This window comes from Candidatus Poriferisodalis sp. (genome assembly GCF_965221945.1).
Classification (GTDB): Bacteria; Actinomycetota; Acidimicrobiia; order Acidimicrobiales; family Poriferisodalaceae; genus Poriferisodalis.
On record NZ_OZ244925.1, the window covers coordinates 3,461,583 to 3,486,590 of the forward strand.

The window sequence follows — 25,008 nt, forward strand, 5'->3', positions numbered from 1 at the left end:
GTGCCCGAAGTGATGGCACCGCCGGCACGCCACACGCGCATTGACGTGAGCGGTGCTGCGACGGCGGCGATGACCGGCCAGCGCCTCGAGGCCAACACCGTGTTCGAATGCGCCGGTGTCGACGTCTACTACACCGATTTTCGGGCGCTGCGCGACGTCACGCTCGATGTTGCCGAACATGAGGTGACGGCGTTGATCGGGCCCTCGGGCTGCGGCAAGTCGACGTTACTGCGCTGCTTCAACCGCATGAACGACCTCATCGAGGGCGCCCGGGTGCTCGGCACCATCAACTACCACGGCGTCAACCTGTACCAGGACGAGGTCGACCCGGTGGAGGTGCGGCGGCGGGTCGGCATGGTGTTCCAGAAGCCGAACCCGTTCCCCAAGTCGATCTACGACAACATTGCGTACGGGCCCCGGCTTGCGGGCGTCAAGCGGTCCGATCTGGACGACGTGGTCGAGGGCTCGCTCACCCGCGCGGCACTGTGGGACGAGGTGAAAGACCGCCTGAAGATGTCCGCCTACGGGCTATCGGGCGGTCAGCAGCAGCGTCTGTGCATTGCCCGGGCCATCGCGGTGCAGCCCGATGTGGTGCTCATGGACGAACCCTGTTCGGCGCTCGACCCGATTGCCACCGGCCGCATCGAAGAGCTCATCGCCGAGCTCAAGACCGACTACACGATCATCATCGTGACGCACAACATGCAACAGGCGGCTCGCATCAGCGACATGACGGCGTTTTTCTCGGTGCAGGCCAACGAAATGGGCCATCGCACCGGCCTGCTTGTCGAATACGCACCCACCAGCTTGATCTTCACCAACCCTGACGACCCCCGCACGGAGGCATACATCACCGGGCGGGTCGGCTAGCGACGCTCACCAGCCAGGCGACACAGATACGACACACTGCAACCATGACCGAAGAAGTACGAACCGAGTTCCATCAGTTGATGGACGAGGTTCGTGCCGATCTCGTGCAGATGGGCGGCATGGTGGCCGAGGGCATCTCCGCGGTGACCGCAGCGCTGCTCGCGGGCGACATCGGCGGGGCCGACCAGATCATCACCGCCGATGACGAGCTCGACCTGCTCAGTCTGGAGGTCGAGGAGAAGTGCGTGCAGCTGCTGGCACTGCAGCAGCCGGTGGCGGTCGACCTGCGCACGATCCTGACCGACCTGCGAATGATCTCGGAGATCGAGCGCAGCGGCGACCTGGTCACCAACATCGCCAAGGCGGTTGTCCGCTTGCATGGCGCCGAGCTGGAGCCTCGGGTGCGCGGCCTGCTCGACCGGATGCGGGAGCAGGCGGTGCGGCTCACTGCCATGGCCATGGATGCCTTCGCCGAGCGTGACGCCGGATTGGCTTCAGTGCTCAACGACGTCGACGACGTGCTCGACGAGCTGCACGGCCAGTACCTCGACGCGGTGTTCGCATCACGCAATGCGGGCCAGATCGACACCCAGCAGGCCGTGCAGCTGGCCGTGGTGGGCCGCTTCTACGAACGCATCGGCGACCACGCCGTCAACATCGCCCAGCGCGTCGAGTTCCTGGTGACCGGCCAGTTGCCCGAACATATGGGGGCCAACCGGGCCCGGGCCCGACGGGAGCAGGGCGAGACGCTGTGATCGCTGCGCTGGTGGCGGCTGCGTCCGCGCTGGCGCTTGCGCTGATCTTGGTTGTCATCATCGGCGTGCGGGCGCGGACGTCGGCTTCCGAGCGGCTCGGCCGTGTGGTGCACCGCTTTTCTGGTGAGGGCGAGCCCGACGGGCCGCGTCCCGGCGAATCACGTCTCGACGACTACGGCCTGGATGACTGGATCACCCATCTGGAGTCGGTTGCCACGACAGCTGCCATGACGGCCAACCTGGCTGAGCGGGACCGGGCGCGCTGGCAGCTGGCCATGAACGAGCTCTCGGTGGGCGTGGTACTGGTGGACGAGGACGGCACTGTCTGTGCCAGCAATGCGCTGGCCGACGAGATGATGTCGGCCCGCGACGCGATGGCACTGGTTGGCGCAGGGGTGACCCAGTTGCTCGAGGCGGCCCGGGACGGGCACGCTCGCTCCCGCATCGTGAAGCTGACCGGTCCGCCGCCGCGCGTGATCGAGATCAGCGCTCACCCCGTGGCGAGCGACCGTCACGCTCTGGGCGCAGTGGCGGTGATTGCGGACCGGACTGAGGGTGCGCGGGTCGACCACGTGCGCCGTGACTTCGTGGCCAACCTGAGCCATGAGCTGCGGACGCCGGTGGGCGCCATTGCGCTGCTGTCCGAGACGCTGGCCGAAGAGGGCGATGCGGAGGTGCGCACCCGGCTCGTCGACCGCATCAGTGCCGAGGCTGAGCGGGTGCGACTCATCATCGACGACCTGCTGGAGCTGAGCCGGGTCGAGCTGGAGGGCTCCATGCGGCGGGCATCGGTGCCGGTTGTGCCGCTGCTGAGCGAGGTGGCACACCAGTACTCCGAGCACGCCCGCAAGCACGACGTGGCGCTGGTGCGGCCGGCTGTTGATCAAGACGATGATCAGGGCATCGCGCTGCACGCCGATCGGGGGCAGCTGCTGCGAGCGGTTGGCAACCTGGTCGACAACGCCATCAAGTACAGCGACCCCGGTTCGGAGGTGCGGTTGAGCGTGGCTCCCCGTTCGGTCGACGACGGGCCGCCGTCAGCGGTGCTGGCCGATGCGGACGCGGCGGTGACTCGGATCGGGCCTCCGGATGCATTTGGGGCGTTGGATGCGGCTGACTCGTTGGATGATCTGGATGATCTGGATGGCACAGCTGACGCATCCGAGGCAGCCAAGACATGGGTGGACATCGTGGTTGCCGACGAGGGCATCGGCATTCCCGCCGATGAGACCGAGCGGGTATTCGAGCGCTTCTACCGGGTCGACAAAGCTCGTGCCCGTTCTACGGGCGGCACCGGTTTGGGCCTGAGCATCGTGCGCCACGTGGTTGCCAATCATGGCGGCGAGGTGATGCTGCATACGCGTGAGGGCGTCGGCACCACGTTCACACTGAGATTCCCCGCTCCCGAAGACTCTTGACAGAACCCTTGAGGCAACCAGGCAGGACAATGACGACATCGATACTGGTCGTAGACGACGAGCCGTCCTTCACCGAGGCCCTCACCGTGGGCTTGCGGCGCGAGGGCTTCGAGGTGCGCACTGCCGCTGACGGCCGCGCCGCCCTGGCCGAGATCAGCGAGTCCGAGCCCGATCTGGTGTTGCTGGACGTGATGCTGCCCGGCATGTCGGGCTTGGATGTCTGCAGGGAGATCCGCAAGTCGTCACGGGTGCCGCTCATCATGGTGACCGCTCGTGGCGAGGAGATCGATGCCGTCGTGGGCCTGGAGGTGGGTGCCGACGACTATGTCACCAAGCCGTACCGGCTGCGCGAACTGGTGGCTCGCATGCGGGCGGTGCTGCGGCGCGCTTCGGGCCAGCCGGTCGAGCCCGAGGGCGACACCACCTGTCTGATCGAGGGCGACGTGGCGCTCGACATCGATCGACATGAGCTGCGGGTGGGCGGCGAGCTGGTGACCCTGGCGCTGAAGGAATTCGAGCTGCTGGCCTACTTGCTGCAGAACGCCGGCCGGGTGGTGACCCGCGACAGCCTCATGCAGAACGTGTGGGGCTACGACTACATCGGTGACACCAAGACGATTGACGTTCATGTGAAGCGGCTGCGGGCCAAAATCGAGGACGATCCGTCGAATCCGCAGCGGATCACAACCATCCGCGGTCTGGGTTATCGCTACGAGCGGACTGCGGCGAGGCCCGACACCTCATGAGCCCCCCATGACTGCGGGCTGATGCAACCGTTCACCTGGCTCGCCCGCACGCACCTGCTGTCCGCCGCAGGCGATGCGCTGATCGCGATTGCGCTGGCCGGGTCGCTGTTCTTCAACTTGGATCCGGCTGCTGCGCGGCCCAAGGTGGCGTTGTACCTGCTGGTGACCATGGCGCCGTTCGCCTTGGTCGGGCCGCTTATTGGGCCGCTGGTGGATCGTGCCCGTGGCGGGCGCCGGAGCATGATCATCGGTGCCGGTATTGCCCGTGCGGTCCTGGCGCTGCTGATGGTGCGCCACCTCGACTCGCTGCTGCTGTTCCCGGAGGCGTTCGGTGCGCTGGTGGCGGGCAAGACGTACCACGTGGCTAAGAGCGCGGTGGTGCCGGGGCTGGTGCGCGAAGAACGCGACCTGGTGGAGGCGAACTCGAAGCTGATGTTGCTGAGCGGGCTGGGGGGTGCGCTTGCCGCTGGGCCGGGCGTGCTGTTGAGCTTGATCTCTTCGCGCTGGGTGCTGGTGCTGGCGTCGGTGGTGTTCGTGCTGATGACGTTCCCCGCTGCCCGGCTGCCCCGCACGGCTGTGCGGCCGCCGCGGTCGCACCCCGGTGAGGCGGACCACGTGCCTCAGGTGCCTCAACCGGGACCGGCGCCTCGTCACGACCGTCCCGACAGCGACCCGTATTCCGAGCCGCTCGGTCCCCGTTGGCGAAGGCCATCAGAGCTCTACACGGGGCCATGGCGTGACGAGGGGGACATCGAAGGGGGCATCGGAGTCGGCAGCGACCCGGGTGGGCGTCCGCAGCCAGGCCCGCCGGCGGTGCCGAGACAGGCTCCCGCTACGACGCGACGGGGCGGGATGCTGCTGGCGGGCTCGGCCATGGGCGTCGTGCGTGCCATGACCGGCTTCACGCTGTTTCTTATTGCGTTCTGGCTGCGCACCGACGATGCGGCGCCGTGGTGGTTCGGTTTCATGTTCACGGCGAGTGCTGTCGGCCAGCTGGTGGGCGCCGTGTCCGCGCCCTGGTTGCGTCGCCGCATCCGTGAGGAGGCCCTGCTCGCCTGCACTCTTCTGCTGGCAGCCGTTGTGTCGTTCTATGTGGTGACGGCGCCCGATCGGGTATCGGTGCTGGGGCTGGCCATGGTGATCGGACTCATGTCCGCTCTGGGGAAGCTGTGCTTCGACGCGATCGTGCAGCGCGACGAGCTGCCTGCGGATCATGGCCGCACGTTTGCCCGCTTCGAGACCCGCTTCCAGGTGATGTGGGTGATCGGCGCGCTGGTGCCGGTGGTTACGCCGAACGGCATCCTGCCGCTGCGGGCCGGGGTGATGCTGCTGGGCATCGCCGCCACCGTGGCGGTGGTTCTCTACCTCGGGGGGCTGTGGGCGCTGGCTCGGGGCCGGCGTCCTCCTTCGGAGATCATCGCCACCCGTGTGCGGACCCGTATCCGCCGCAAGAATCAGACGTCGTGACTAGCCGTGGTAACTGGTCAAGTGGCAGGTTGAGGCGGGCTAGCCACAGGCCGGCCAGCCAGAGGCCGGGCGCCGCAAGCAGGTCTGGCGCAAGAACGTCGGGCTAGAGCGGCAGGTCGAGGCGGGCTAGCCACAGGCCGGGCGCCGCAAGCTCGTTGGGTGTCGGGAGCGCCCCTTGTTCCCACAGGCGGGCCAAGCCCTCCCGGCCGGCTCGCTCGATCACGCCGGCAACGAAGTTGTCGCCCCGGTAGCGGGCTTCGGCGCTCAGCCGCACTCCCAGCAGCCGATCTGCAAAGTCCGTTCCCTGCGCGGCAACCTGGCGTCGCCGCACGGCCTCGCTCAGTGCGCCGAAGCCACCGATGAGCCGGGGCCCCGCCTGGGCGACCACATCATCGACATAGGCGTGGACGACGCTCAGCAGCGTCTCGAGCCGTTGCACGGTGTCGTTTTGGCTGTCGTCTCGTGACACGCCCAACAGCAGCTCGGGGTTGCCGAAGATGCGCTGCAGCTGCGTGTTCATCTGCTGGGATGCGTCCGCGCTGTCGGCGAGCGCCGTGAGGTCGAGGTCCAGGTCGTCAAAGGTGGGCTCGCTGCGGCGGAAGCCGTCCACGTAGCGGTGCAGCAGCCTGTCGAGCTCGGCATGCACGTGTGTCACCGACAGCACCGAGTGCATGGCGTGCTCCCGGATGGCGACCCACAGCATCACGTCGTCGACGTCGAGGCTCCATTCGCCGGCGAAGTCGGTGATGTTGGCGGGCACGATGAGCACTCGGTCGTGCCGGCGGGGCACCCCGAGGTCCGAGTTGCCGAATGCCTTGGTGGCGAGGTGGCCGGCCATCATGCCGGCGGTCATGGCCACGGTCATCGGGCTCATCATGCGGAGCAGGCCGGCGAAGGGGTCCATGCTGTGTTCTTGACCATGTTCTTGGTCGCTGGCCAGGCGTTCGGACAGGCGATCCATGAGGGGGCGGATGGTTTCGAGTGCGTCGCTGGCCCACCCCGAGCGGGTGACAGGATCGGTGCGTGGGGGACGGCCGCCGGATGTGGGATCGAGGTTGGTGACATGGGCCACATGCAGTTCTGCTACCCGGCTGATCTCGCTGAGGCGGTGCCGGACGACTGGGTCGACGTTGTGTTCGAGCTTGCCGCCGGTGGCGAGTTGGTTGGCGGCCTGCCGGGCGCCTTCCCAGAGGTTTGCGTCATTGCCGAGGAGCGCGGCGATGTCACCGAGAAACGGGATGCCCGAGAACGGGTTGTCTTCGTCGTCGGGAGGGGCCACAACGGCATGGTACGGCTGGGCGAACCGGCCGAGGGTGTCGCTGGGATGGGGTGTCGCTGGGATCGGGTGTCGCTGGGATCGGGTGTCGCTGGGATCGGGCATGGTAGGGCTGGGCGCACCGGCTGGGGCATCGTAGGGATATGACCCCACGGATCGCGGTGACGGGCGCGGGCGGCGTGATCGGCGCCCGGGTGCTGCAGTGGCTGGCTGGGTCCTTCGACGAGGTCGTGGATATCGACGATGCTGGCGGGGCTGGCGGGGCTGGCGGGGCTGACCTGTTCGGCGCCGAGGTACTGGTGCACTTGCGGTTGACCCGTGAGGTGACCACGGATCGTCTGCGCCGGGTACTCGCAGTTGCGGATGGGGTCAAACATCTGACGCTGGTGTCGAGCGCCGCCGTCTATGGGGCGTGGCCGAACCATCCGACGCCCATCTCGGAGGACGTGCCGGTGCGGCCCAATCTCGAGTCGTCGTTCGCCGTGCACCAGGCTGATGCCGAACGCACGGTCCTGGACTGGCGTGATGCTGATCCAGCCCGCACGGTGGCGATTCTGCGGCCGGCGCCTGTGGTTTCGAGCGGCATCGGGGGGCCGATCGGCGAGGCGATGCTTGCCGCAGCGCCCATTCGCACTGGAAGCGACGATCCGCCCGTGCAGTTCCTGCACCTGGACGACCTGGCGTCCGCCGTTGTGCTCGCCACGCAGCGCCGCCTGTCGGGCGTGTTCAACGTGGCCCCCGACGGCTGGCTGTCGCCTGGCGAGCTGCGGGCCCTGCTGGGGGCCCGGCCCAAGATCCGCCTGCCCATGCCGTTGCCCAAGCGGCTCGACCGCTACGTGGCCAGCCGGGTCGGCCATTCCGCCCCCGAGGGACTGCTGCCGTACACCCGCTATAGCTGGGTGGTGGCCAACGATCGGCTCCGTGCGGAGGGCTGGACGCCCCGCTACAGCAGTGCCCAGGCGTACGTGATTGCGGACGTCGGAATGCCCTGGGACGACCTCAATGCGCGCCAACGCCAGCACGCGATGTTGGTCGGCGCAGGGGCTGCTTTGGTGGCCGGAGGGTGGGCTGCCGCGGCCTGGCTCCGGCGCTCCTACGCTTTGCGATGATGATGGTGCCGCCGCAGCACGACACTTGGGTGGAATTGACGCCCGAGGAGCTGCCGATCGCGGCCATTTATGACTGGGCGCTCGACCCGGAGGCGGGGGCGGTGGTGCTGTTCTCGGGCACGGTCCGTGACCACGCCGAGCACCGCACGGGTGTTACGCAATTGGTCTATGAGGCGTACGAGTCGGAGGTTGGGCCGCGGCTTGCCGACATCGCTGCCGAGATGCGGCAGCGGTGGCCGAGCGTGCGCAAGGCGGCGCTGTTGCATCGGGTGGGGACACTGTGCCTGACCGAGAGCTCGGTGGTGGTGGCCGCTTCGGCTCCGCATCGTGATGCAGCATTCGAAGCCGCCCGGTTCGGTATCGATACCTTGAAGGCCACGGTGCCGATCTGGAAGCAAGAGCATCACGACGGCGGAACCGACTGGGGTTTGCAGCCGCAGCCGATCGCGCAGGTGCCCGGGTCATGAGCCCGCTGCTGTTTCTGGCTATCGCCATAGTGGTGCCGTTGTTGGGAATGGCTGTGCTGGGCGTGGGCGCCCGCTTGAAGAGCCAGCGTGTGACCGACGACGAAACCGAGCCGTTCCGGCGGAGGTTGGCATCGATTGCTCCCCGATCGTCGGGTGGGCGATCGTTGGGCACACCGGGGCTGGTGCAGATGATGCGGCGGCTGAGGGGCGCACGAGGCGCTGACCCGGCTGACGCGAGCGATGCGGCTGTTGATGCGGCGGCAGCCAACGCGGGAACAAGAGGCTCAGCGGACAGCGCGGCGTCGAGAGGCGCTGCGGCGAGGGACGCGGCTGGCGGTGCGGCGGCGAGAAGCACGGCGGCGGGTGGCGCGGCTGACGGTGGGTTGGCGGGTGGCGCTGCGGCGGGTGGCGCGGCGTCTGACGCTGGGACGGCTGGGAACGATGGGGGCAGAAGGCAACGGCGCGGCCGGCGTCGGCAGCGCACCCAACGGCCCGAGACAACAATCGGCGTAGTTCGCCCCAAGGCCACGACTGCCAGCGTCCGGCTGATCGAGCGCGAGTACTCGTTGCCGCTGCTGCCACCATTCAGCGCCGAGCATGACGATCCCGCTTGGCAGCGACGGGATGCCCGCACGCATGCACCCGGCCGACGACCCGAAGCCCGGCAACCACCGGCCCGAAAGACGGAGCCATCGGCCAGTTCAACCCAGCCTCTGGCCAGTTCAACCCAGTCTCCGCCCAGTTCAACCCAGCCAGGGTTCGGTTCTGCACAGTCGCCGGCTCATTCAGCGCAACCAAGGGTCGGCTCTGCACGATCGCTGGCCGATACGACGCAGCCGTCGCCGCGCTCGATACGGCCGCCGGGTTCCAGCGTTCGCCTCCTACCCGCACAGGGGAGCGGCCGAGACCAAGATCAGCATCGACGGCCTGTCTCAAGCCCGGCATCCGATGGCCGTCCTGATGCCGACCGTCCTGATGCCAGCCGCCGCGGTGCCGTCCGTCGTGATGCCGACCGCCGCGGTGCCGTCCGTCGTGATGCCGACCGCCGCGTACACAGCACAGTCGGCACTCCTCTGACCGCCCCCACAGCTCCGGAGCCCCCGCAGGCTGCGCCCCAGTTCAAGGGCACAGTGCGGCTCGTGGAGGTCCAGACTCCAATCGTGCCTCCACGCAACGAACGGGTCACATCTCGCAACCAAAGGCGTCGTCCTGCCTCGTGACCTGGCGATCGATCTCGGCACCGCGAACACGCTGGTGTACGAGCGGGGACGCGGCATCGTGTTCAACGAGCCGTCGGTCATCGCTCTCAATGAGCGTTCGGGCGACGTGCTGTCGGTCGGGCGCGAAGCGTGGCAGATGATCGGGCGCACGCCCAGCTACATCATCGCTGCACGACCGCTGCGCCACGGTGCCATCACTGACTTCGACATCACCCAGCGGATGATCCGGCTCATCCTCCAGGGCGTCGGTGTCGGCCGCTTCGGCCGGACCCGTGTCGCTGTCTGCGTGCCGTCGCTCATCACGCCGGTGGAACGGCGTGCGGTGATCGAGGCTGCGCGTCGAGCTGGTGCGTCCGATGTCCGGCTCATCGAGCAGCCGATCGCCGCGGCCATCGGCTCCGGCCTGCCGATCCACGAGCCCACCGGCTCGCTGGTGATCGACATCGGTGGCGGCACCGCCGAGATTGCGATGGTGTCGCTAGGCGGCATGGTGTCGCTGCGTGCGGTGCGGGTGGGGTCTTTCGACTTCGACACTGCACTGATGAACTACTCACGACGTGTGCACGGCATCGCCATCGGCGAGCGCACTGCCGAGGAACTGAAGATCAGTATCGGGTCGGCGTGGCCGATCGACGACAAGTTCGACGCCGAAGTGAAGGGGCGCGACCTGACAACGGGGCTGCCCCGCACGTTCCTCATCACACCGACCGAGGTGCGATCGGCGCTGGCAGACACGGTGGAGCTCATCGTGGAGGCCGTGCTGGAGTGCTTGGGCGAGGCACCGCCGGAGCTGGCACAGGACCTTATTCACACCGGTGCCCTGATGGTCGGCGGCGGGTCTCTGCTGCGGGGGCTGGACCAGCGCATCGCATCTGAGGCTCGGGTGCCGGTGCTGCGGTCGGAGTCGCCGCTTGAGACGGTGGTGCTAGGTGCGGGCCGAGCGCTCGAGAACTTCGAAGCACTGCACGCCTCGCACACCATTCCCGGCCGGTAGCGGACCGTCCGCAGCGGTGGCGTCCGCTGGGGTGGCGTCCGCTGGGGTGGCGTCCGCTGGGGTGGTGCGTCGGGCTGTCTTCTGGGTGACCGCATTGATGTTGCTGGCGGTCGCGGGCTGCTCGGGATCGCCTTCTGAACCAGCGCCAACGTTCCCGCCGCAACCGGCTCCCGCCGATGGCTTCGACGCAGGCACGTTGACCTTGGGTGTGTTGGTTGACCTATCGGGCCCAGGCGCCGGGGCGGATCGTGCGGCGCTCGCCGGCGTGCAGGCCTACTGGGCTGGGGTCAATGCTCGTGGCGGGGTGGCGCAGCTGTACTCGGTCGAGTTGTCGGTGAGGGACCTAGGCAATGTTGAAGCGGCCGCTGCCGCGCTCGAGGGGTGGGACATAGCAGCGCTGGCCTACGTGAGCGCGGGCGTCGACACGGTCGAGCTCACCAGGCCTCGTCGCACCTCGTCCGGCACTCCCTCCGAAGTCCCGTCTGACGTCTCGCTCACGAATTTGCCCCTTCCGGCCGTGCCCGCGGTGGCCACGCTCGGCGGTGAGGACCTGGCCTGGGTACTCACATCGACAACGCCGGTGGAGCTGACCACGGTGGCCCTGCTGGACCGATTCCGAGCGAGCGGTCCGGGGGCGACCTGGTGCGTCGTGCTGGACGGCTCACACCTCGGCCGTCAGGTTGCGGCAGCGGCCCATGTGGCGGGCGCGGCCCGTGAGACGGTGCCGGCGATGCTCGACCTCGACGTGGGCGAGATCGAGGTGCTCGACCTGTCTGCATCTGTGTTCGACATCGCCGACGCGGTCGCCGACCGACGTTGCCGCTACGTGCTGGTCGAGGTTGCCGAGCCGCGGGCGACCGGTGTGCTCGAACAACTGCCGCCGAACCTGACCGTGGTGCGGCGCGCCACCCTGGCTGCCGAACTTGAACTGCCGACGCAGGTAGAGCTGTTCATCGACCCGGCGCCGCCGTGGACGGCCGGCCAGTCCGCTGTGATGGACGCTTTCGCCGCCGACTGGGCAAGCTTCGCCGCTGGCACGCAGCCTGTCTCGGGCTCGCAGCCTGTCTCGGGCACGCAGCCCGACTCGCGCACGCAGCCCGACTCGGGCACGCGGGCTGGATGGCTGTCGCAGTTGCGCCTGCACGCACTGCTGGAGGACGCAATCGCTGGCGGCGACGTGAGCCGTGAGCTACTGGTGGAGCTCTCTGGACTTATCGAGCCGGTCGATCCCGATCGCAACACGCTGCCCGGCGTGCCCCGCCTCGGCATGGACATCTCCGAACCAGTCGGCGGCGGTCCGTTGCGCACGCTCCGTCTCTACGGACGCAGCGACGTCGGCGCAGACGCCCGCGGACTGCGCCAAGTACTCCTCTACGACGCAACACGCTTCGTGGAAGAACTGCGAGACCGCCTCAGCACCCGTGGCTAGACGAGCTTGTGTCCCGTGTCTCGGTGCATGGGAGTGGGGGCATCCGTGCTTCAAACAGATGCAGCGCTTCGTGCGCTGGCGGGTCGGCGGGTCAGCGGTCAGGCAGGGCAGGACACGAATTCGGCAGCGCTGTCAGTGGACAGGCACGCCGAGCAATTCGCCGGCGACGGCTCGCACCTGGCGGTCACGGTCCTCGAGCGCCGCTCGCACAGCGTCGGCGGCACGGTCATCGTCGAACTGGTGCAGGCCTAGCAGCGCCCGGCGCCGGATCTGAGGACGATCCTCCATGGCGGCCAACAGGACTTCGAGCGCCATCGCCTGAGCCGCATCAGGACCTGCGTCAGCGTCAGCATCAGCATCCAAGCCCGCGGCAATCGCACCCAGCGCCGCGACAGCACTCTCACGGCACAGCGGATCATCGTGTCCACGGGCAACCTGGCACAGCTCCTCAACCGGCCCAGGATCCCGGTCACGCTCGCCGAGCGCAGCCGCCGCAGCCTCCACCACTGACACATCCGGATCGCTCAGCAGCCCCACAAGCTCGACCTCGACCGGTGCCAATTCCGCAGCACGGCACCGCACCGCCGCTGCCTCATCCCCCAGCGCCCGCCTGATCTGGGCGACCTGCAGCTCACCGCAGCGCGCCAGTGCCCCGAGCGCCGCCGCTCGCACGGCCGCCGCGCTATCAGAAAGCAGCCGCTCGGCGACCGCAGCCTCGCCCCGGTGCCCGGCCACTACCGCCTCGAGCCGGCGCGCATAGGCGTCGTCCGCCGCCTCGCCGAGCCCACCGCCACTCATCCGATGAGCGCTTCGAGCACGAGCGCCCCCACAGCCGCGCCAATGGCCACCAACGCCACCAGCGCCATAGCGCACAGAGCGGTGAACGCCGCCAAGCCGACAACCGCAACCAACCTGCGCCAGATCGCTGTCGGCTTGTACGGCCAGCGCCCCGACTTCGTGGGCCCGAAATCCATGGGCCCAATATGCACCATTGACCGGCCGAACCGCGCATGGCCCAACAAGGGCGCATGGCACGCTGTGCGCCTGTGACCGATGCGTCCGGCGGCAATCCGGCAGACGAACCTGGCGACGATCCCCAAGAGGACGACGCAGCCATCGGCTGGCGCGCTCTGGCCGGGTCGCTCGACGACCTGGGTTTCGCCTCGCCGCCACTGCCTGCGGCCCCTGACGCCGACCCCGAAACTCCCGACCCCGCCGACGAGCCCGAACCCACCCCGTCAGGCCACCCGCGCCCCAGGCAGTACTCACGCGCAAGCATCACCGTCGTCATCGTGCAGATCGTTCTCGCGCTGCTGATCATCGGCGGTTTCACCACCCGCCTGCTCAGCAAAGCAGTCATCGCCCCCGGCGGCACGTCCGATATCGAGGAGTTTGTCCAAGTCAACGACCACCCCGCCTACCCCTCCGACGCCTCCATCAGCCTCGTCAGCGTCCGCACCAGCTTCGGCCCGTCGCTGTTCGAATTGATCGGCGGCTGGCTCGACGGGGCCCTCGAGGTCGTCGACATCGAGGACATCCTCGGCGAACGCACCATCGCCGAGAACCGGGAAGACGGCCGCCTCCAGATGGACCAGTCGACACAGGTCGCCGTGGCCATCGCGCTCGAGCACCTCGGCTACGAGATCATGACGCCGGTCGGCGCCCGAATCGAACGGGTCATGTCCGACTCCCCGGCCGAGGACGCCCTCCGCGCCGGCGACATCGTCCAATCCGTCGACGACACACCCATCATGACGGCGCAGCAGCTGTCCGAGACCATCAAGGCCAACGAACCCGGCGCAACAGCGGCACTCACCGCCCTCGACCCCGACGGCGAAACACGCACCGTCACCGTCACCCTGGCCGATCGTGACGGCGTCGCACTCCTCGGCGTCATCGTCACCACCCATGTCGAGTTCGCCGAGTTCCCCATCGACGTCACTCTCAACGTGGAGAACATCGGCGGCCCCTCAGCGGGCCTCGCCTTCACGCTGTCGGTCATCGACGCGCTCACAGCCGAACCGCTCACCGGCAACCTCGACGTGGCCGCCACCGGCACCATCCACCACGACGGCACGATCGGGCCCATCGGCGGTGTGCCCCAGAAATCCCACGCCGTCGTACGAGCCGGCATAGACCTCTTCCTGGTACCCGCCTCCCAAGTCGAAGAAGCCGTCGCCGTTGCCGAGCCCTCAGTCACCGTCGTCGGTGTCGAATCCCTCGAAGACGCCCTCGCCGCCATCGAAGCCCACCGGTCCTGACCGTGCCCGAGCCTGAGCAGGGTGGTCTACAGGATCGTCAGGTTCGCCACGAACAGCGCCACGTCAACCACCCCTAGTGGAGCCACAGGTATGCTGCCGCGGGCTGCATCTCCGGTCGCGCTGTCCAGATGGGGACCGCTTCGACTCGGCTCATCATGAGGCTTGGCTCATCGTGAAGACAGATCCCGACGAGCATCCGCCCACAGGCGAGCAACCGCCCCCCGCCGAACCAGACCGAACAGCCGCACCCGCAGACCCGGTGGGCCCGGAACGACCAGACATCCCTCAAGCACCACGCCGCGCCCGGTTCGCATCAGTCGACACCTTCCGAGGCCTCCTCCTCATAGGCATGGTCTTCACGCCCAGCACCGCCGTCGGCGATCACTTCGCCTTCCTGCGCCATACCGAGTGGGACGGCATCACGATGAACGACTGGATCTTCCCGGCGTTCCTCGTCACCAGCGGCCTGAGCCTGTCGTTCCTGCTGCGAAACCCATCCAAACAAGCCACCTACCGCCGCCTGATCCGCCGCCTCATCCTCCTCGTTGTCCTCGGCATCGCCTACAACGCCTACGGCACCTCATGGTTCGACATCACCGAACTGCGCTTCACCGGCGTGCTCCAGATGATCGGCATCGCCGGAGCGTGCGGCGCCGCCGTCGTCCTCGCAAGCCGAGCGATGTTCGGCGCAGACAAGATGTGGCTGCTCATCACGGTGGCAACCGCCGGGCTCATCCTCTACGGCCTCGGCCTCGACCTCATCTCCTGCGAGCCGATCGGTCGCTGCAGCCCCTACCTCGAGTTCGACACAGCCATCCTGACCGACAGCCACGTCTACCGGGCCGGCCAAGCGGGATGGGACCCCGAAGGCCTGGTGCTCTCCATTGCATCGTCGGCGTTCGTCCTGTACGGCTATTCGGCCGGCATGGTCATCCGCCGCATCGGCCAGACCGACCGGCCGGGCACGGTGCTGCGAATCGGCGCCCTCACCTCGGCGTGCTTCCTCGCCGGACTCGCCGCATCGCTGTGGGCCCCGCCCAACAAGCGCCTGCTGACCCCGTCGTTCGCCCTGCTGGTGTCAGGCACGGCACTCGCCGTCGTCTGCCTGATCTACCTGCTGATCGACACCAGCAACAGCCCCACGGGCGACAAGGTCCGGCGCCGCATCACCTGGCCGATCATCGCGTTCGGCCGCAACGCCATCATCGTGTACCTGTTCGAACGGGTCCTGCTGCACGCTGGCAAGTCCATCCACATCGGCGACCGCTCGATCGAAACCCGGCTGATGGAGGACATCCTGCCCGTCGGGGCGCCCGCAGTGCATGAGGCGTATGCCGCCGTGATCGCGTGCGTCATCCTCCTGGTGGTCGGGACCCTGCATCGACGCCGGATGTACCTGGCGCTCTAGCGGTGAAGCACCACGTGTCACACATCGGCTGATGTCAACAACTCGTCCCCGTTCATCGGCCGCAACTGAACTCGACTCGAATAGGCGCCGCCGACGATGGCTCCGTCCGACGTGGCCGGCGGTGCTCGTTGTCCTGCCGCTCGCCGGACTCGCACTGCAATCAGCAGACCGGCTCAGCATCTACCTCAATGCCGGCGCAACTGGCGCCAACCCGCTCGAGGCGGCACGGCGGGCCTGGCGCCTTACCGGGAACTACCTCGACGAGGGCAGCTTCGGCCCCATCGGCCGCTTCGTCGAGTTCCTCGTGCACGGCCTCGCCATCGAAGCGGGCGACGCCCTCAGCCTGGCACCGCACGCTGCTCTGGGCGCCGTGCGTCTGGCCATGGTGGGCCTCGTTGCCGTGCTCGCGTTCAAGCTGGTCGAATCGCTGCAGCGCTCTGCGCACACACACGCCGACCCATCGTTCATCGGGCTGTACCCGCTGGCGCTCGCAGCTGCGCTGGTGGCAAACGGCCTCGGCGGGGGCCTCGCACAAGTCCCCCACACGTCCATCGGCGCTGTGGCGGTCGTGTTGGCAGTGGCGCTGGCAACCAGTCGCGACCGGGACATGGCCCCTCGACCGGTCGCCCGGCATGAGTACGCCTCCATGGCGGCCATGGGCGCAGCGGCAGCCGCGTTCGACGAGCTCGCCTACCTGGCCCCCTTCGTCGCGGCTGCCTTGTTGGCCGCACGCAGCGTGGCCTCGGGGTTGCCACCGAGGAGAGCTCTGCGTATCGCAGCAGTTCGCCGGTGGGTTGCGCTGTGGGCCGGATTCGCTGTGGTCTTCGTCCCTGCCCGCTTTGCCATCGCACAGCGCTGCGCGGCGGACTACGCCTGCAGCGACGGCTGGATCCTCAGTTTCGGGCCCGACGCCATCGGAGCTGCCGCGGCACGGCTGGGGTCGGCGCTGCCACTGGCAGGTTGGATCGCCAACAACGACCGCACCGAGGCCGCCGGCCTGGACCTCGGGTTCGGGGAGGTGCTGGCCAACTCGATGCTCATCGTCGCGTTGCTGGTTCTGCTCTCACTGACGATCGCAGCAGTTCTGCAAGAGCGCCGCGAGACGCCCCCGGGCGACTCGACTGACGGCCCCTCGCCTCGTCAGCTCGTGCCCCGCCAACTCCGCCTCGCACTGGCTCTCGGCGGGTTCGGCGCGGCCATCACAGGCGCCGCCGCGCTGTACGCAGGTCTGTCGTGGAGGGTGCAGCAGCTCCCGTTCGGCCACGCCGTCAGGCAGGGATGGCGCGACACGCTGCTCGCCCAAGTCGGATGGTCGCTGATCGCAGCCGCAGTCCTCGCATGCCTCGACCTGTTTCTGCGCCGCCGCGCCGCACATGTACTGAAGCCAGTTGCGACGCTCGCACTCGCAGTAGCTGCGGGCTTCACGCTTGTCGCGAATTGGCAGCTCGCCCAGATCGACCGGTACGACGAGACCGCGTCGGTCACCACCCTGATCTCAGCATCCACGGTGAACATGGGCCTCGCCGACAGCGCGGCCGGCATCGCAGAGCTGAACGATTGGCCCCTGCGCACCGACGGTGTCGACTACCCAGCGTCGCCGAGTGCCGTCCGCTGCCTGCTGCTGGAGGTCTACGCCGACCGCGAGGCGTCCGCTCCCGAAAGCCAGTTCACCGCTGAACAGCTTCGAGCCGACCTCAACCGGCTCACGGCTGAACGCAACGGCGTGCCCTACTGCAACCAGGCGGCCGAACCCACAGCCGACCCGGCCGCCGCCCCCGCAGACGATCCACCCAGCACCACCCCCGAAGCGAGCGCCTCATGACGGCGTTCACGAAGACCCGCACCGCGCAGGCAAGGCGCAGCCGCATCTGGCTCGTCACCGCCGGTCCGGCCGTGTTGGTCGTGCTCCCCCTGATCGGCATGTCGCTCAAGTCCGACGAGCGCCTCCACCTCTTCCAACAGGTCTTCTACACCGACGTCAACCTGTTCGGCGTAGCGCAGTACGTCGAAGAACGCATCTTCAACTTCTTGAATATCGGCAACTTCCGGCCGATCGGGCGATTCACCGAAGTGCTGGTCCACGGACTCGTCTTCGAGTCCGCCGAAGCGACGGGCCTTACCCCGCACGTCGTCCTCGGCGTGGTCCGTGTGATCGTGGTCGCGCTGCTGGCGGTGCTCGCGGCGAAGATGGTCGGTGCGCTGGTTCGCTCGGCTGGCGTCTCGGCCGACCGGTCACTCGTCAGTCTCTACCCGCTGGTGGTGGGCACCGTGGTGGTGGCGAACGGCATCATCGGCGGACTCGCACAGTTCCCGCATACGTTCATCGGGTCGGTCGTGCTCATCCTGGTGGCGGCGCTTGCAACCGCTCGCGACCGCGATCTCGAACCGCGTCCGCTGCGCAAACGCGAATACGCCTCGATGGCAGCGTTCGGCGCCCTGCTCGTCCTGTACTACGACGTCGCCTACTTGGCGCCCATCGTCGCAGCCGGCTTTCTTGGCGCCCGAGTGGCTGTCGCGCGGCTGCCGCTCCGAGCGGCGCTCGCCACGGCGGCGATGCGCCGCTGGGCAGCACTGAGCGCCGGCTTTGCGGCCGTGTTCATTCCCGTCCGCATCGACATCGCCCGGCGCTGCGCACCGGGTGAGTGCTACTCCGCTTCGGACCTCAGCGTCTCGCCCGAGGTGTTCGAGACGGCGCTGCCACGCTTGGCGACGGGGCTGCCGCCGGTCGGCTGGGACTACAACGCCGACCTCGCCCGCCTCTTCGGCGTCGATGCAGGAATCACCAGCCTCGCCACCAACGTGCTGCTGTTCCTCATGCTGGCCGCAATCGTGGGGTTCGCGGTCGCTGCTGTGGCCCGCGGCTGGCGCCCAAACCCCGAACCAGCCGTTGAGACATCCGCCGCCGACCAGCCCGTCGCCGACCAGCCCACTCCCGAACGACCCCGCGGCGCCCATGCGCGCCTCGCTGCTGCGCTCATCGGGCTCGGAGCCTTCATGGCGGTCCTGTCCGCAACGCTCGCGGGGCTGTCGGCCTCGATGCAACGGCGTGATCTCCCGATCGGCGAGGCATGGCGAGAGGCGCAGCTGGCCCAGGTGGCCTGGTCGCTGATCATTGTGGGTTGCCTCGCGGCGCTCGACCTCGCGACCCGGTCAGAACGCACGCGCCGGGCACTGCGAGCAGCCGTGGCCGCTGTGCTTGCCATCGGCGTGGCGTTCACGCTGCTGGCGAATTGGAGGTTCGCCGAAGTCGACCGTCGCGATCCCACAGCGGCACTCACCAGCCTGATCGCAACGTCGACGATCCATGTCGACACCACCGAAACGGGCGACCAGATCCGCTGTGCGCTCTCGGGCGGATACCGCGAGGTGACGCCCGAGAAGGTGTGGATCACCGGCTGGCGGATGCGCAACGAACTCGATCGCTTCATGGGCGGGCGCCACGGCTTGGCGTACTGCTTCCCTCCGACGATTGAAATTCCCGAGCCCGGCTCCTAGCGGAACCGGATCCAGAAGTGCTGAATGCGATGAAACTCGATGTCTTGGCTCTCGTAGTCGCCGGGCCAGTAACCCGGATCGCCGCTCAGCAGCCATCCGTAGTGGACGGGGTGCCAGCCGACACGCGTGTTTCCCGAGATCTCGAACGCATCATGGAAGTGGTCGTAGGTCACCTCTTCGATGCGAGTCACGTTCGGGTCGTGCTTGCATGTCGGAGCGGCCTGATATCCGACGTCGAAGTCGGTGTTCCACAGCGCTTCGTGCATGGCGCCATGGTCGGCATGGGCGTAGTCGGAACAGCCGGGATAGGCGCCGTTCCAGTAGCCAGCGCCGATCAGGTTGTGGTTTCGCAACGTGTCGTTGATGCCCAGGGCGGTCCGGTTGTCACGGACCGTCGTGATCGCCCACTTCACCTCGTCGGCGGTCACATCGCCGTCGCCAAGGTTGAACCACACCACAGCAGCGATGTGCGACGTCCAGACCTCGACAGTGAGATCGCTGACGCAGTCACCGTCGTCGAAGCGGCATACCTCGGTTCCCAAGGAGTCGAAGGGGCCCTTCACCCCTGCGTAGGTGAAGGAAGCCGGAAGCGCGCTGTCGGTGCGTGCCATTGCTTCCATGAAGCCGAAGAACGAGTTCGTGCGAGCGGACTCGCACGACGGTGTCCACTTGCCCTGCGGCCATGGATCCGGCGGTATCTCGCCAGTGCCTTCGTCGTATCCCGGCGAGCCACAATAGAACGTCTGCTCACCCCTGTTCAGGACAATGAAGACCTTGTAGTTGCCAGTGGAGTTCTCGATGAGCGACCACGCTTGGATTTCGTCATCGGGGTGGGGCACCACCACATAGCTCATCTTGTTCGGACCGTTCGCGCCTGCCTGAAACGTGCAGGCTGCAAGAGCAACGGCGACGGCGAGCACCATGATCAGCGTCGCTCGTGGTCGCTTCATCGCTGCTCCCAGCCTGGCCAGCACGCGGGCACACCCACGGTAGGCCCGGCATTCTGCTGACATGAGCTCGCTGATGCGGACCATCCGCCGCTGCTGTCGCTGGGTCCCGAGTGTGCTCGTGGTGCTTCCGCTCGCAGGGCTCGCATTCGTCGCGGATGAGCGTCGCAGCGTGTACTTGAGGGCGCTCACCAATGACGCGAACCCCTTCAGGGCGGCGATGGATGCCGCCCGCGGCACCGACAACTTCTTCTCGGGGGGGAACTTCCGGCCGGTCGGGCGATTCTGGGAGATGCTCGTCCACGGCTTCATCTACGAAGCCGGGGAGGCCACCGCCGTAGCGCCTCACATAGTCCTGGGCGCGCTGCGCCTCACCTTGGTGGCGGTGATGGCTCTCGGTGCCACAGCGATGGTCTCGGCACTGGCGCGATCTGCCGGCGTGCAGCAGCACGCCTCGCTGGTGGGGCTGTACCCGCTGGCGCTTGGCGCCGTGCTGATCGCCAACGGCACCTCGGGGGCGCTCGCACAGTTTCCGCACACGTTGATCGGTTCGGCCGTGCTCATTGTGTGGATCGCCGTGGCGACGAGTCGCGACCGCGATCTACGAGCGAGATCGCTTCGCTGGCACGAGTACACCGCCATGGTCAGCGCGGGAGCGCTCGCCGCGATGTTCTACGACCTGGCCTATCTGGCACCGCTCATCGCTGCGGTGTTCTTGGCGGCGCGCTGTTTCGCGTCGCGAATGACACTTCGGGCAGCGCTTGCCACGGCAGCAACCAGGCGATGGATCGCTCAGGCGGCGGGCTTCGCGGCGGTGTTCGTTCCGATCCGCATCGCCATCGCATTCCAGTATTCCGATGGCGGCTGCTATGAGGGCTCGGACCTCAGCCTGTCTGCGGACGCTTTCAGCACTGCTTGGCCGCGGCTGTTGACCGGTTTCCCGGCGATCGGCTGGGACTTCAACGCGGATCTCGCCCGTGATGCCGGGGTGGAACTCGGGTTGGCCGATCTGGCCGCCAATGCCCTGATGGCGCTCGTGGTTGTCGGGATTGTCGTTCTGGCGGCGGCAGCAGCGTGGCAGCGTCCGGTCCCGGACACCTTGGGCACGTTGCACAGCAGTGAGGCGGCAGGGGGTGGAGCTGGCAGTTCGGGACGGCTTGCTGGTGTCTTGCTGCTGCTCGGCGGATCGCTGGCGGTGCTCTCAGCGTCGGTCGCCGGCCTGACGGCGTGGGCGCAGCAGCGTCAGCCTCCCGTCGGTCAGGCTTGGCGGGAAACGCTGCTCACCCAGGTTGCGTGGTCGCTGATCATTGCGGCCGGCCTGGCCGTGCTCGACCTTGCCCTGCGTGGCCGCGCCACCAACCGGATCGTGCGCGGCCTCGTTGCGGCCGCCCTGGCCCTCGCCATGTCGCTGACACTTCTTGCGAACTGGCGCTTCGCCGAAGTCAGCCGCCGCGATCCCGTTGCTGTGCTCACCAGCCTCGTCTCGCTCAGCGCGGTCAACCTGGACGACACCCCGGGCGGCAACGCAGTGCGCTGCGCTCTTATCGATGCCTACGCCGAAGCGACCATCGGCCAGCCGACGTGGACAGCCGGGCAGGCCATCGGCGAGAACCTCAACGATCTGACGCTCGAGCGCCTAGGCATTCCCTTCTGCGACCCCAATCGGCCACCGCCCGCGCCGCAATCCGTGCAAGACCCAGGCTGAATCACCGGGGTAGAGCACCGGTGCTCTCTTGCGGGCGCCGCCACGGTCGCGTTCCTGACAATCGTCATCACCGTCGCAGCCCTCGGCGCTTGATGGTGTGACAGCTCAGCGTCCTACGCGACGACATCAACGCGCTGCGTTCTGAGTTACTGGCTGAATTCAGGGCCCTGCGTGAGGAGACACGTGCGGGCTTCAGCGAGATCAACGCGACGCCGCTCGAGGTGATGAATGACTGTGATGAAGCAATGCACGGTGGCTTTCTCGAGCGTGCTCATCTGGGCAGCGCTGCTCGCATTGCCAGCTTCGGCGCAGTCCCTCGATCCGGCGTTGCCGCCACAGGCCTCGACCGATTGCACTGGCGACGTATCGGTGTCGGTCGCCAGCGATGCCCGGGCCCAGTCGGACATCTACGCCGCGGCACTACTGGCGGCTGCGATCGGCACGTACTGCATCGTCCTGACAGGCCCCCGCGACGCGCCTTGCAGAACGCGCCTATCTCTACGGCAACACACACTCAAGAGCTGAATCGGGCTACTTCCGCCGCTACCAGGGTTCGGCAGCCTTCCCATTTCTAGGTGAAGCGATCCCACGACCTCGGGGCCGCATGGGCGATGCGCTCCGCTCGGAATTCTTGTCTGCAACTTGCGAGACCCTCGGAGAGGTGCTGGACAACATCTCCACCCATGCCTTCAACCTCCGTGATCCTGCGTTCTCCGCCGATTGGCTCGGGCCCGAGATTGTTGACCGAGCGCGATCCTGCTTGCTTGTCAGCCTCACAACGGGCCGTACGGACAGCTGTGATCGGCTTCATTTCCTCGCGTTCGACAATGGGTTCGGAATCCCGCGAACAATGCGTTGGCAACATTCAGAGTCCTGGCACCAGGTTGATGCCGCCGACGTCATGGAATGTGTTCTTCGAAATCGGCTGACCGACAGGGCGGTCGACGGCCACAACGGAGCCGGGCTCTGGTGCCTCTACGGTCTTGCCCGATTTGCGGGCGGAACCATCACCGTGACCTCTGAAGATGACCGCAGTAACGGACAAACTGCGACGCAAATCGCAATCCGTGTGCCCGCTGTTGGCCTTAGCGGGCCGCTACCGGAGGTTCAAGCACGTTCTATCGCGGTGCCGTGGCGCGGTACGACGGTTGAGCTCCAAGTCCGTGTCCCGCGTTTGGATGACGTCGATCAAGAACAGGTCGCTGAAGTCAGGGACAACCTCCACCGGTACCGGGCCGCCTGGCCCCAAATGGCATAAATCCCGAGCAGTCAGATGGTGGGCGGCTTGGACACCAGTAGCTATGTGCGCGTCGACCCACAGCGCGCTGCTCCGCTCATCGAGACGGTGGATGTTCCCGGTGGCCTGCCTTGCGACGGGGCAGGCCGCTGATGTGCTGCTCGCGCATCACCGCGCGCAGCAGCTTCTTGTTCGCCACATGGTCGTGGACCTCGGCATGTGATCGAAGATGCGCTCGAGTATCTCGACGCCATTGTCGCCACATGGCATGAGGGCGTCAGAGGTTGGCTGCCGTGAGCTGTCTTCCCACCGTGAAGCTCCTGTTGCTAGATCACGGTTTCTCGAGCGAGTGTTGAGAGATTGCTGATTACTGCGTCGAGATAGCCAGGGTCTTTCCGCTGCGGGTCGTGCACCGTGCCCAACTGGAGAGTCAGAGCCGCGCCAGCGTGGGTGATGAGGGGGACTGCGCCCAGGTCCATGCCACGGAGACCGACAGATGACGGGAGAATCGCCAATCCTTCGCCGGCGGCGGCCATGGCGAGCGCAGCGTCTGGAGCTGAGGTCTCGAAGGCGATTTCGGGGGTGAGATTCTCGATGCGACAGGCTGAATCGAAGAGAACTCTGCTCCCAAACGTCTCGTTGAGAGCCAGAATAGGGAAGGTACACGCTTGTTGTATTGTCATTGCTTTTGGCCCCGAAGAAGGCGAAGACCTCGATTGAGGTCTGATGGCCATGAGGGTGAGATCGACGAGAGGATGCTGCACAAGTCGCGGTGACGGCCCTATGAATGCGACGCCGAGTCGGATCTCATGCGCCTCAATAAGCTCGACGACTTTCGCTCCTCCGGCCTCGACCACTTTGCACTCCACGTTCGGAAAGTCCTTGCGGAAGGTCTGCAAGAACGGAGCGATGAGCCGTTCGATCGTCCACGGGGTTGCACCGATACTGAAGTTCCCGAGTCGCCCCCCACGCAGTTGCCTGGCGGTTTCAAACAATGAACTCTCGCTCTGCACAAAATCCGTACAGTGTCCCCGCAGAGCTTCACCAGCCTCAGAGAGCCTGACCCCACGACCGACCCGGTCAAACAGAGCGATTCCAAGTTCGGTCTCGATCCGTTGGACCTGGCGAGACAACGCGGATTGGGAGATGTTGAGATGTGTGGCCGCAACGGTCATGTTCCCAGTTCTGGCAATCTCGAGGATGGCTTCGACGTACCGTGCATCCATCTATGCATTATACGCAAGTACAAGGACGACTCGCGTGCGTGCGGTGCATCCACCTATGCATTATACGCAAATATAACGACGACTCCCGTGCTAATGTTGCATGATCAGTAGTTTGGGCCCGTGGGAAGAGAGCGCGATGGCACCACCAGGGGGGGTACCGGCAGTCTCCGGGTCGGTAGGAGCTTGGCTAGGCCCTCAAGCCCAAGGATCTGCTCGGGCCACCGTCTTGGTGCGAGGTGCCGCGTCACCAAGCAGCTCGAGAACCATACGCGGGACCGCCGATCGCGTGCCGAACATGGACCAATAGAGAGATGGTGGGTACAAACAGATGAAGAAGGATGAGATTGCTCTCGTACTGATGGATCTCCAGAACGACGTTATTCATCCCGAAGGTCTCTTCGGAAAGTCGGGGCTTGCAGATGTCGTCAGAGAGAGGGGCGTCCTCGAGAACTCCCAGGCGGTTCTCGAGCGAGCCCGGCAGCTTCGGATGCTAGTGGTCCATGTAGCTCACCAGTATCGAGCAGGTCACCCCGAGGTAGGCCAGGGAATGGCAATCTTCGACTCAATCAAGACAGCAGACGCAATGACCGAAGGCAGTTGGGGTGCCGAAATTCACGAAATGGTTGCACCGATCGAGAACGAAATCGTTATACCCAAGCGTCGAGTCAGTTCCTTCTATCAGTCAGACCTTGACCTTGTTCTTCGACTTGCCGGAATCAAGACAATTGTCTCGGCCGGTGTTGCCACGAACATGGTGGTCGAGGCGACAGTGCGAGATGCCGCCGACAGGGGTTTCGCAAATATCGTAGTTGAGGACTGCTGCGCGAGTTTCGATGCTGAGGAAAACGAGTTCTCGCTCAAAAATATTGTCCCCAAATTCGGACGAGTGATAACAACACCAGAGTTTCTCGATGAGTTCACAGTTTGACGTCCCGGAATCTAGGATCCCGGATTAGTAAATGAAAGAAAAAGAGATAT

23 protein-coding genes are annotated in these 25,008 nt (G+C 66.6%); 16 read left to right on the plus strand and 7 right to left on the minus strand.

Features of this window, described 5'->3' with window-relative positions:
- Positions 1-69: 69 nt before the first annotated feature.
- From pstB to ACOQPH_RS16380, 5 genes are read left to right on the plus strand one after another with little or no spacing between them, the layout of a single operon-like run.
- Complete coding sequence (gene pstB / locus ACOQPH_RS16360; RefSeq protein WP_420624375.1) at positions 70-870, plus strand: phosphate ABC transporter ATP-binding protein PstB; 801 nt, start codon at positions 70-72, stop codon at positions 868-870.
- 44 nt (positions 871-914) lie between these two features.
- A complete protein-coding gene (phoU, locus tag ACOQPH_RS16365) occupies positions 915-1,625 on the plus strand; it encodes a phosphate signaling complex protein PhoU (RefSeq protein WP_420445818.1) in 711 nt (236 codons plus the stop codon).
- Positions 1,622-3,043: a sensor histidine kinase gene (locus ACOQPH_RS16370; protein ID WP_420622378.1), complete on the plus strand. Its 1,422-nt coding sequence runs from the start codon at positions 1,622-1,624 to the stop codon at positions 3,041-3,043. The genes phoU and ACOQPH_RS16370 overlap by 4 nt, the downstream gene beginning before the upstream one ends.
- Positions 3,044-3,072: 29 nt before the next feature.
- Positions 3,073-3,789: a response regulator gene (locus tag ACOQPH_RS16375; RefSeq protein WP_420622379.1), complete on the plus strand. Its 717-nt coding sequence runs from the start codon at positions 3,073-3,075 to the stop codon at positions 3,787-3,789.
- A gap of 21 nt (positions 3,790-3,810) precedes the next feature.
- Positions 3,811-5,256 (plus strand): MFS transporter, encoded by a 1,446-nt coding sequence (locus ACOQPH_RS16380; RefSeq protein ID WP_420622380.1) that lies wholly within the window; start codon positions 3,811-3,813, stop codon positions 5,254-5,256.
- Between the two features lie 103 nt (positions 5,257-5,359).
- Here the strand turns inward: ACOQPH_RS16380 and ACOQPH_RS16385 are convergent, their stop codons facing one another.
- A complete protein-coding gene (locus ACOQPH_RS16385) occupies positions 5,360-6,535 on the minus strand; it encodes a zinc-dependent metalloprotease (RefSeq protein ID WP_420622381.1) in 1,176 nt (391 codons plus the stop codon).
- A 140-nt stretch (positions 6,536-6,675) separates the two neighbouring features.
- Here ACOQPH_RS16385 and ACOQPH_RS16390 point away from each other — a divergent pair, with 140 nt between their 5' ends.
- From ACOQPH_RS16390 to ACOQPH_RS16400, 3 genes are all read left to right on the plus strand, one after another.
- Complete coding sequence (locus tag ACOQPH_RS16390; RefSeq protein WP_420622382.1) at positions 6,676-7,641, plus strand: NAD-dependent epimerase/dehydratase family protein; 966 nt, start codon at positions 6,676-6,678, stop codon at positions 7,639-7,641.
- Positions 7,638-8,108, plus strand: a complete 471-nt coding sequence (locus ACOQPH_RS16395) for a molybdenum cofactor biosynthesis protein MoaE (RefSeq protein ID WP_420622383.1) — start codon at positions 7,638-7,640, stop codon at positions 8,106-8,108. Before ACOQPH_RS16390 ends, ACOQPH_RS16395 begins: the two co-directional genes overlap by 4 nt.
- A gap of 252 nt (positions 8,109-8,360) precedes the next feature.
- Positions 8,361-8,621: a hypothetical protein gene (locus tag ACOQPH_RS16400; RefSeq protein WP_420622384.1), complete on the plus strand. Its 261-nt coding sequence runs from the start codon at positions 8,361-8,363 to the stop codon at positions 8,619-8,621.
- A gap of 419 nt (positions 8,622-9,040) precedes the next feature.
- Here ACOQPH_RS16400 and ACOQPH_RS16405 read toward each other — a convergent pair whose 3' ends face one another.
- A complete protein-coding gene (locus tag ACOQPH_RS16405) occupies positions 9,041-9,163 on the minus strand; it encodes a hypothetical protein (protein WP_420622385.1) in 123 nt (40 codons plus the stop codon).
- Between the two features lie 199 nt (positions 9,164-9,362).
- Between ACOQPH_RS16405 and ACOQPH_RS16410 the strand changes: the two genes are divergently transcribed.
- Together ACOQPH_RS16410 and ACOQPH_RS16415 are read left to right on the plus strand one after the other, a co-directional pair.
- Entirely contained in the window at positions 9,363-10,322 is a 960-nt protein-coding gene (locus ACOQPH_RS16410; protein ID WP_420622386.1) for a rod shape-determining protein, read from the plus strand.
- Between the two features lie 16 nt (positions 10,323-10,338).
- Complete coding sequence (locus ACOQPH_RS16415) at positions 10,339-11,751, plus strand: hypothetical protein (protein WP_420622387.1); 1,413 nt, start codon at positions 10,339-10,341, stop codon at positions 11,749-11,751.
- A 132-nt stretch (positions 11,752-11,883) separates the two neighbouring features.
- Here the strand turns inward: ACOQPH_RS16415 and ACOQPH_RS16420 are convergent, their stop codons facing one another.
- Together ACOQPH_RS16420 and ACOQPH_RS16425 are read right to left on the minus strand one after the other, a co-directional pair.
- Positions 11,884-12,549: a HEAT repeat domain-containing protein gene (locus ACOQPH_RS16420; protein WP_420622388.1), complete on the minus strand. Its 666-nt coding sequence runs from the start codon at positions 12,547-12,549 to the stop codon at positions 11,884-11,886.
- Positions 12,546-12,725: a hypothetical protein gene (locus ACOQPH_RS16425; RefSeq protein WP_420622389.1), complete on the minus strand. Its 180-nt coding sequence runs from the start codon at positions 12,723-12,725 to the stop codon at positions 12,546-12,548. Before ACOQPH_RS16425 ends, ACOQPH_RS16420 begins: the two co-directional genes overlap by 4 nt.
- Positions 12,726-12,797: 72 nt before the next feature.
- Between ACOQPH_RS16425 and ACOQPH_RS16430 the strand changes: the two genes are divergently transcribed.
- The 4 genes from ACOQPH_RS16430 (at position 12,798) to ACOQPH_RS16445 (ending at position 18,915) form a co-directional block, all read left to right on the plus strand.
- The gene (locus tag ACOQPH_RS16430; RefSeq protein WP_420622390.1) at positions 12,798-14,012 is read left to right on the plus strand and encodes a S16 family serine protease; all 1,215 of its coding nucleotides are present in this window, start codon (positions 12,798-12,800) and stop codon (positions 14,010-14,012) included.
- Between the two features lie 172 nt (positions 14,013-14,184).
- Complete coding sequence (locus ACOQPH_RS16435; RefSeq protein WP_420622391.1) at positions 14,185-15,420, plus strand: acyltransferase family protein; 1,236 nt, start codon at positions 14,185-14,187, stop codon at positions 15,418-15,420.
- A 121-nt stretch (positions 15,421-15,541) separates the two neighbouring features.
- Entirely contained in the window at positions 15,542-17,242 is a 1,701-nt protein-coding gene (locus ACOQPH_RS16440; protein WP_420622392.1) for a hypothetical protein, read from the plus strand.
- Entirely contained in the window at positions 17,239-18,915 is a 1,677-nt protein-coding gene (locus ACOQPH_RS16445) for a hypothetical protein (RefSeq protein WP_420622393.1), read from the plus strand. The genes ACOQPH_RS16440 and ACOQPH_RS16445 overlap by 4 nt, the downstream gene beginning before the upstream one ends.
- Here ACOQPH_RS16445 and ACOQPH_RS16450 read toward each other — a convergent pair.
- A complete protein-coding gene (locus tag ACOQPH_RS16450) occupies positions 18,912-19,865 on the minus strand; it encodes a hypothetical protein (protein WP_420622394.1) in 954 nt (317 codons plus the stop codon). The two genes, ACOQPH_RS16445 and ACOQPH_RS16450, sit on opposite strands and share 4 nt — an antisense overlap.
- A gap of 61 nt (positions 19,866-19,926) precedes the next feature.
- On the opposite strand from ACOQPH_RS16450, the gene ACOQPH_RS16455 reads away from it, so the two are divergent.
- Positions 19,927-21,567 carry a hypothetical protein gene (locus ACOQPH_RS16455; protein WP_420622395.1) on the plus strand — a complete coding sequence of 547 codons (1,641 nt, stop codon included), beginning with the start codon at positions 19,927-19,929 and terminating at the stop codon, positions 21,565-21,567.
- Positions 21,568-21,713: 146 nt separating this feature from the next.
- Here ACOQPH_RS16455 and ACOQPH_RS16460 read toward each other — a convergent pair whose 3' ends face one another.
- Entirely contained in the window at positions 21,714-21,974 is a 261-nt protein-coding gene (locus ACOQPH_RS16460) for a hypothetical protein (RefSeq protein WP_420622396.1), read from the minus strand.
- A gap of 1,156 nt (positions 21,975-23,130) precedes the next feature.
- Positions 23,131-24,030, minus strand: a complete 900-nt coding sequence (locus ACOQPH_RS16465) for a LysR substrate-binding domain-containing protein (RefSeq protein ID WP_420622397.1) — start codon at positions 24,028-24,030, stop codon at positions 23,131-23,133.
- Positions 24,031-24,358: 328 nt separating this feature from the next.
- Here ACOQPH_RS16465 and ACOQPH_RS16470 point away from each other — a divergent pair, with 328 nt between their 5' ends.
- The gene (locus ACOQPH_RS16470) at positions 24,359-24,958 is read left to right on the plus strand and encodes a cysteine hydrolase family protein (protein ID WP_420622398.1); all 600 of its coding nucleotides are present in this window, start codon (positions 24,359-24,361) and stop codon (positions 24,956-24,958) included.
- Positions 24,959-25,008 lie beyond the last annotated feature (50 nt).

Coding starts and splice junctions, on each gene's coding strand:
- pstB (WP_420624375.1), top strand. CDS start 70: ATGACCGGCCAGCGCCTCGAGGCCAACACCGTGTTCGAATGCGCCGGT.
- phoU (WP_420445818.1), top strand. CDS start 915: ATGACCGAAGAAGTACGAACCGAGTTCCATCAGTTGATGGACGAGGTT.
- ACOQPH_RS16375 (WP_420622379.1), top strand. CDS start 3,073: ATGACGACATCGATACTGGTCGTAGACGACGAGCCGTCCTTCACCGAG.
- ACOQPH_RS16380 (WP_420622380.1), top strand. CDS start 3,811: ATGCAACCGTTCACCTGGCTCGCCCGCACGCACCTGCTGTCCGCCGCA.
- ACOQPH_RS16390 (WP_420622382.1), top strand. CDS start 6,676: ATGACCCCACGGATCGCGGTGACGGGCGCGGGCGGCGTGATCGGCGCC.
- ACOQPH_RS16395 (WP_420622383.1), top strand. CDS start 7,638: ATGATGATGGTGCCGCCGCAGCACGACACTTGGGTGGAATTGACGCCC.
- ACOQPH_RS16400 (WP_420622384.1), top strand. CDS start 8,361: ATGCGGCGGCAGCCAACGCGGGAACAAGAGGCTCAGCGGACAGCGCGG.
- ACOQPH_RS16420 (WP_420622388.1), bottom strand. CDS start 12,549: ATGAGTGGCGGTGGGCTCGGCGAGGCGGCGGACGACGCCTATGCGCGC.
- ACOQPH_RS16425 (WP_420622389.1), bottom strand. CDS start 12,725: ATGGATTTCGGGCCCACGAAGTCGGGGCGCTGGCCGTACAAGCCGACA.
- ACOQPH_RS16445 (WP_420622393.1), top strand. CDS start 17,239: ATGACGGCGTTCACGAAGACCCGCACCGCGCAGGCAAGGCGCAGCCGC.
- ACOQPH_RS16450 (WP_420622394.1), bottom strand. CDS start 19,865: ATGAAGCGACCACGAGCGACGCTGATCATGGTGCTCGCCGTCGCCGTT.
- ACOQPH_RS16455 (WP_420622395.1), top strand. CDS start 19,927: ATGAGCTCGCTGATGCGGACCATCCGCCGCTGCTGTCGCTGGGTCCCG.
- ACOQPH_RS16460 (WP_420622396.1), bottom strand. CDS start 21,974: ATGTCCGACTGGGCCCGGGCATCGCTGGCGACCGACACCGATACGTCG.
- ACOQPH_RS16465 (WP_420622397.1), bottom strand. CDS start 24,030: ATGGATGCACGGTACGTCGAAGCCATCCTCGAGATTGCCAGAACTGGG.
- ACOQPH_RS16470 (WP_420622398.1), top strand. CDS start 24,359: ATGAAGAAGGATGAGATTGCTCTCGTACTGATGGATCTCCAGAACGAC.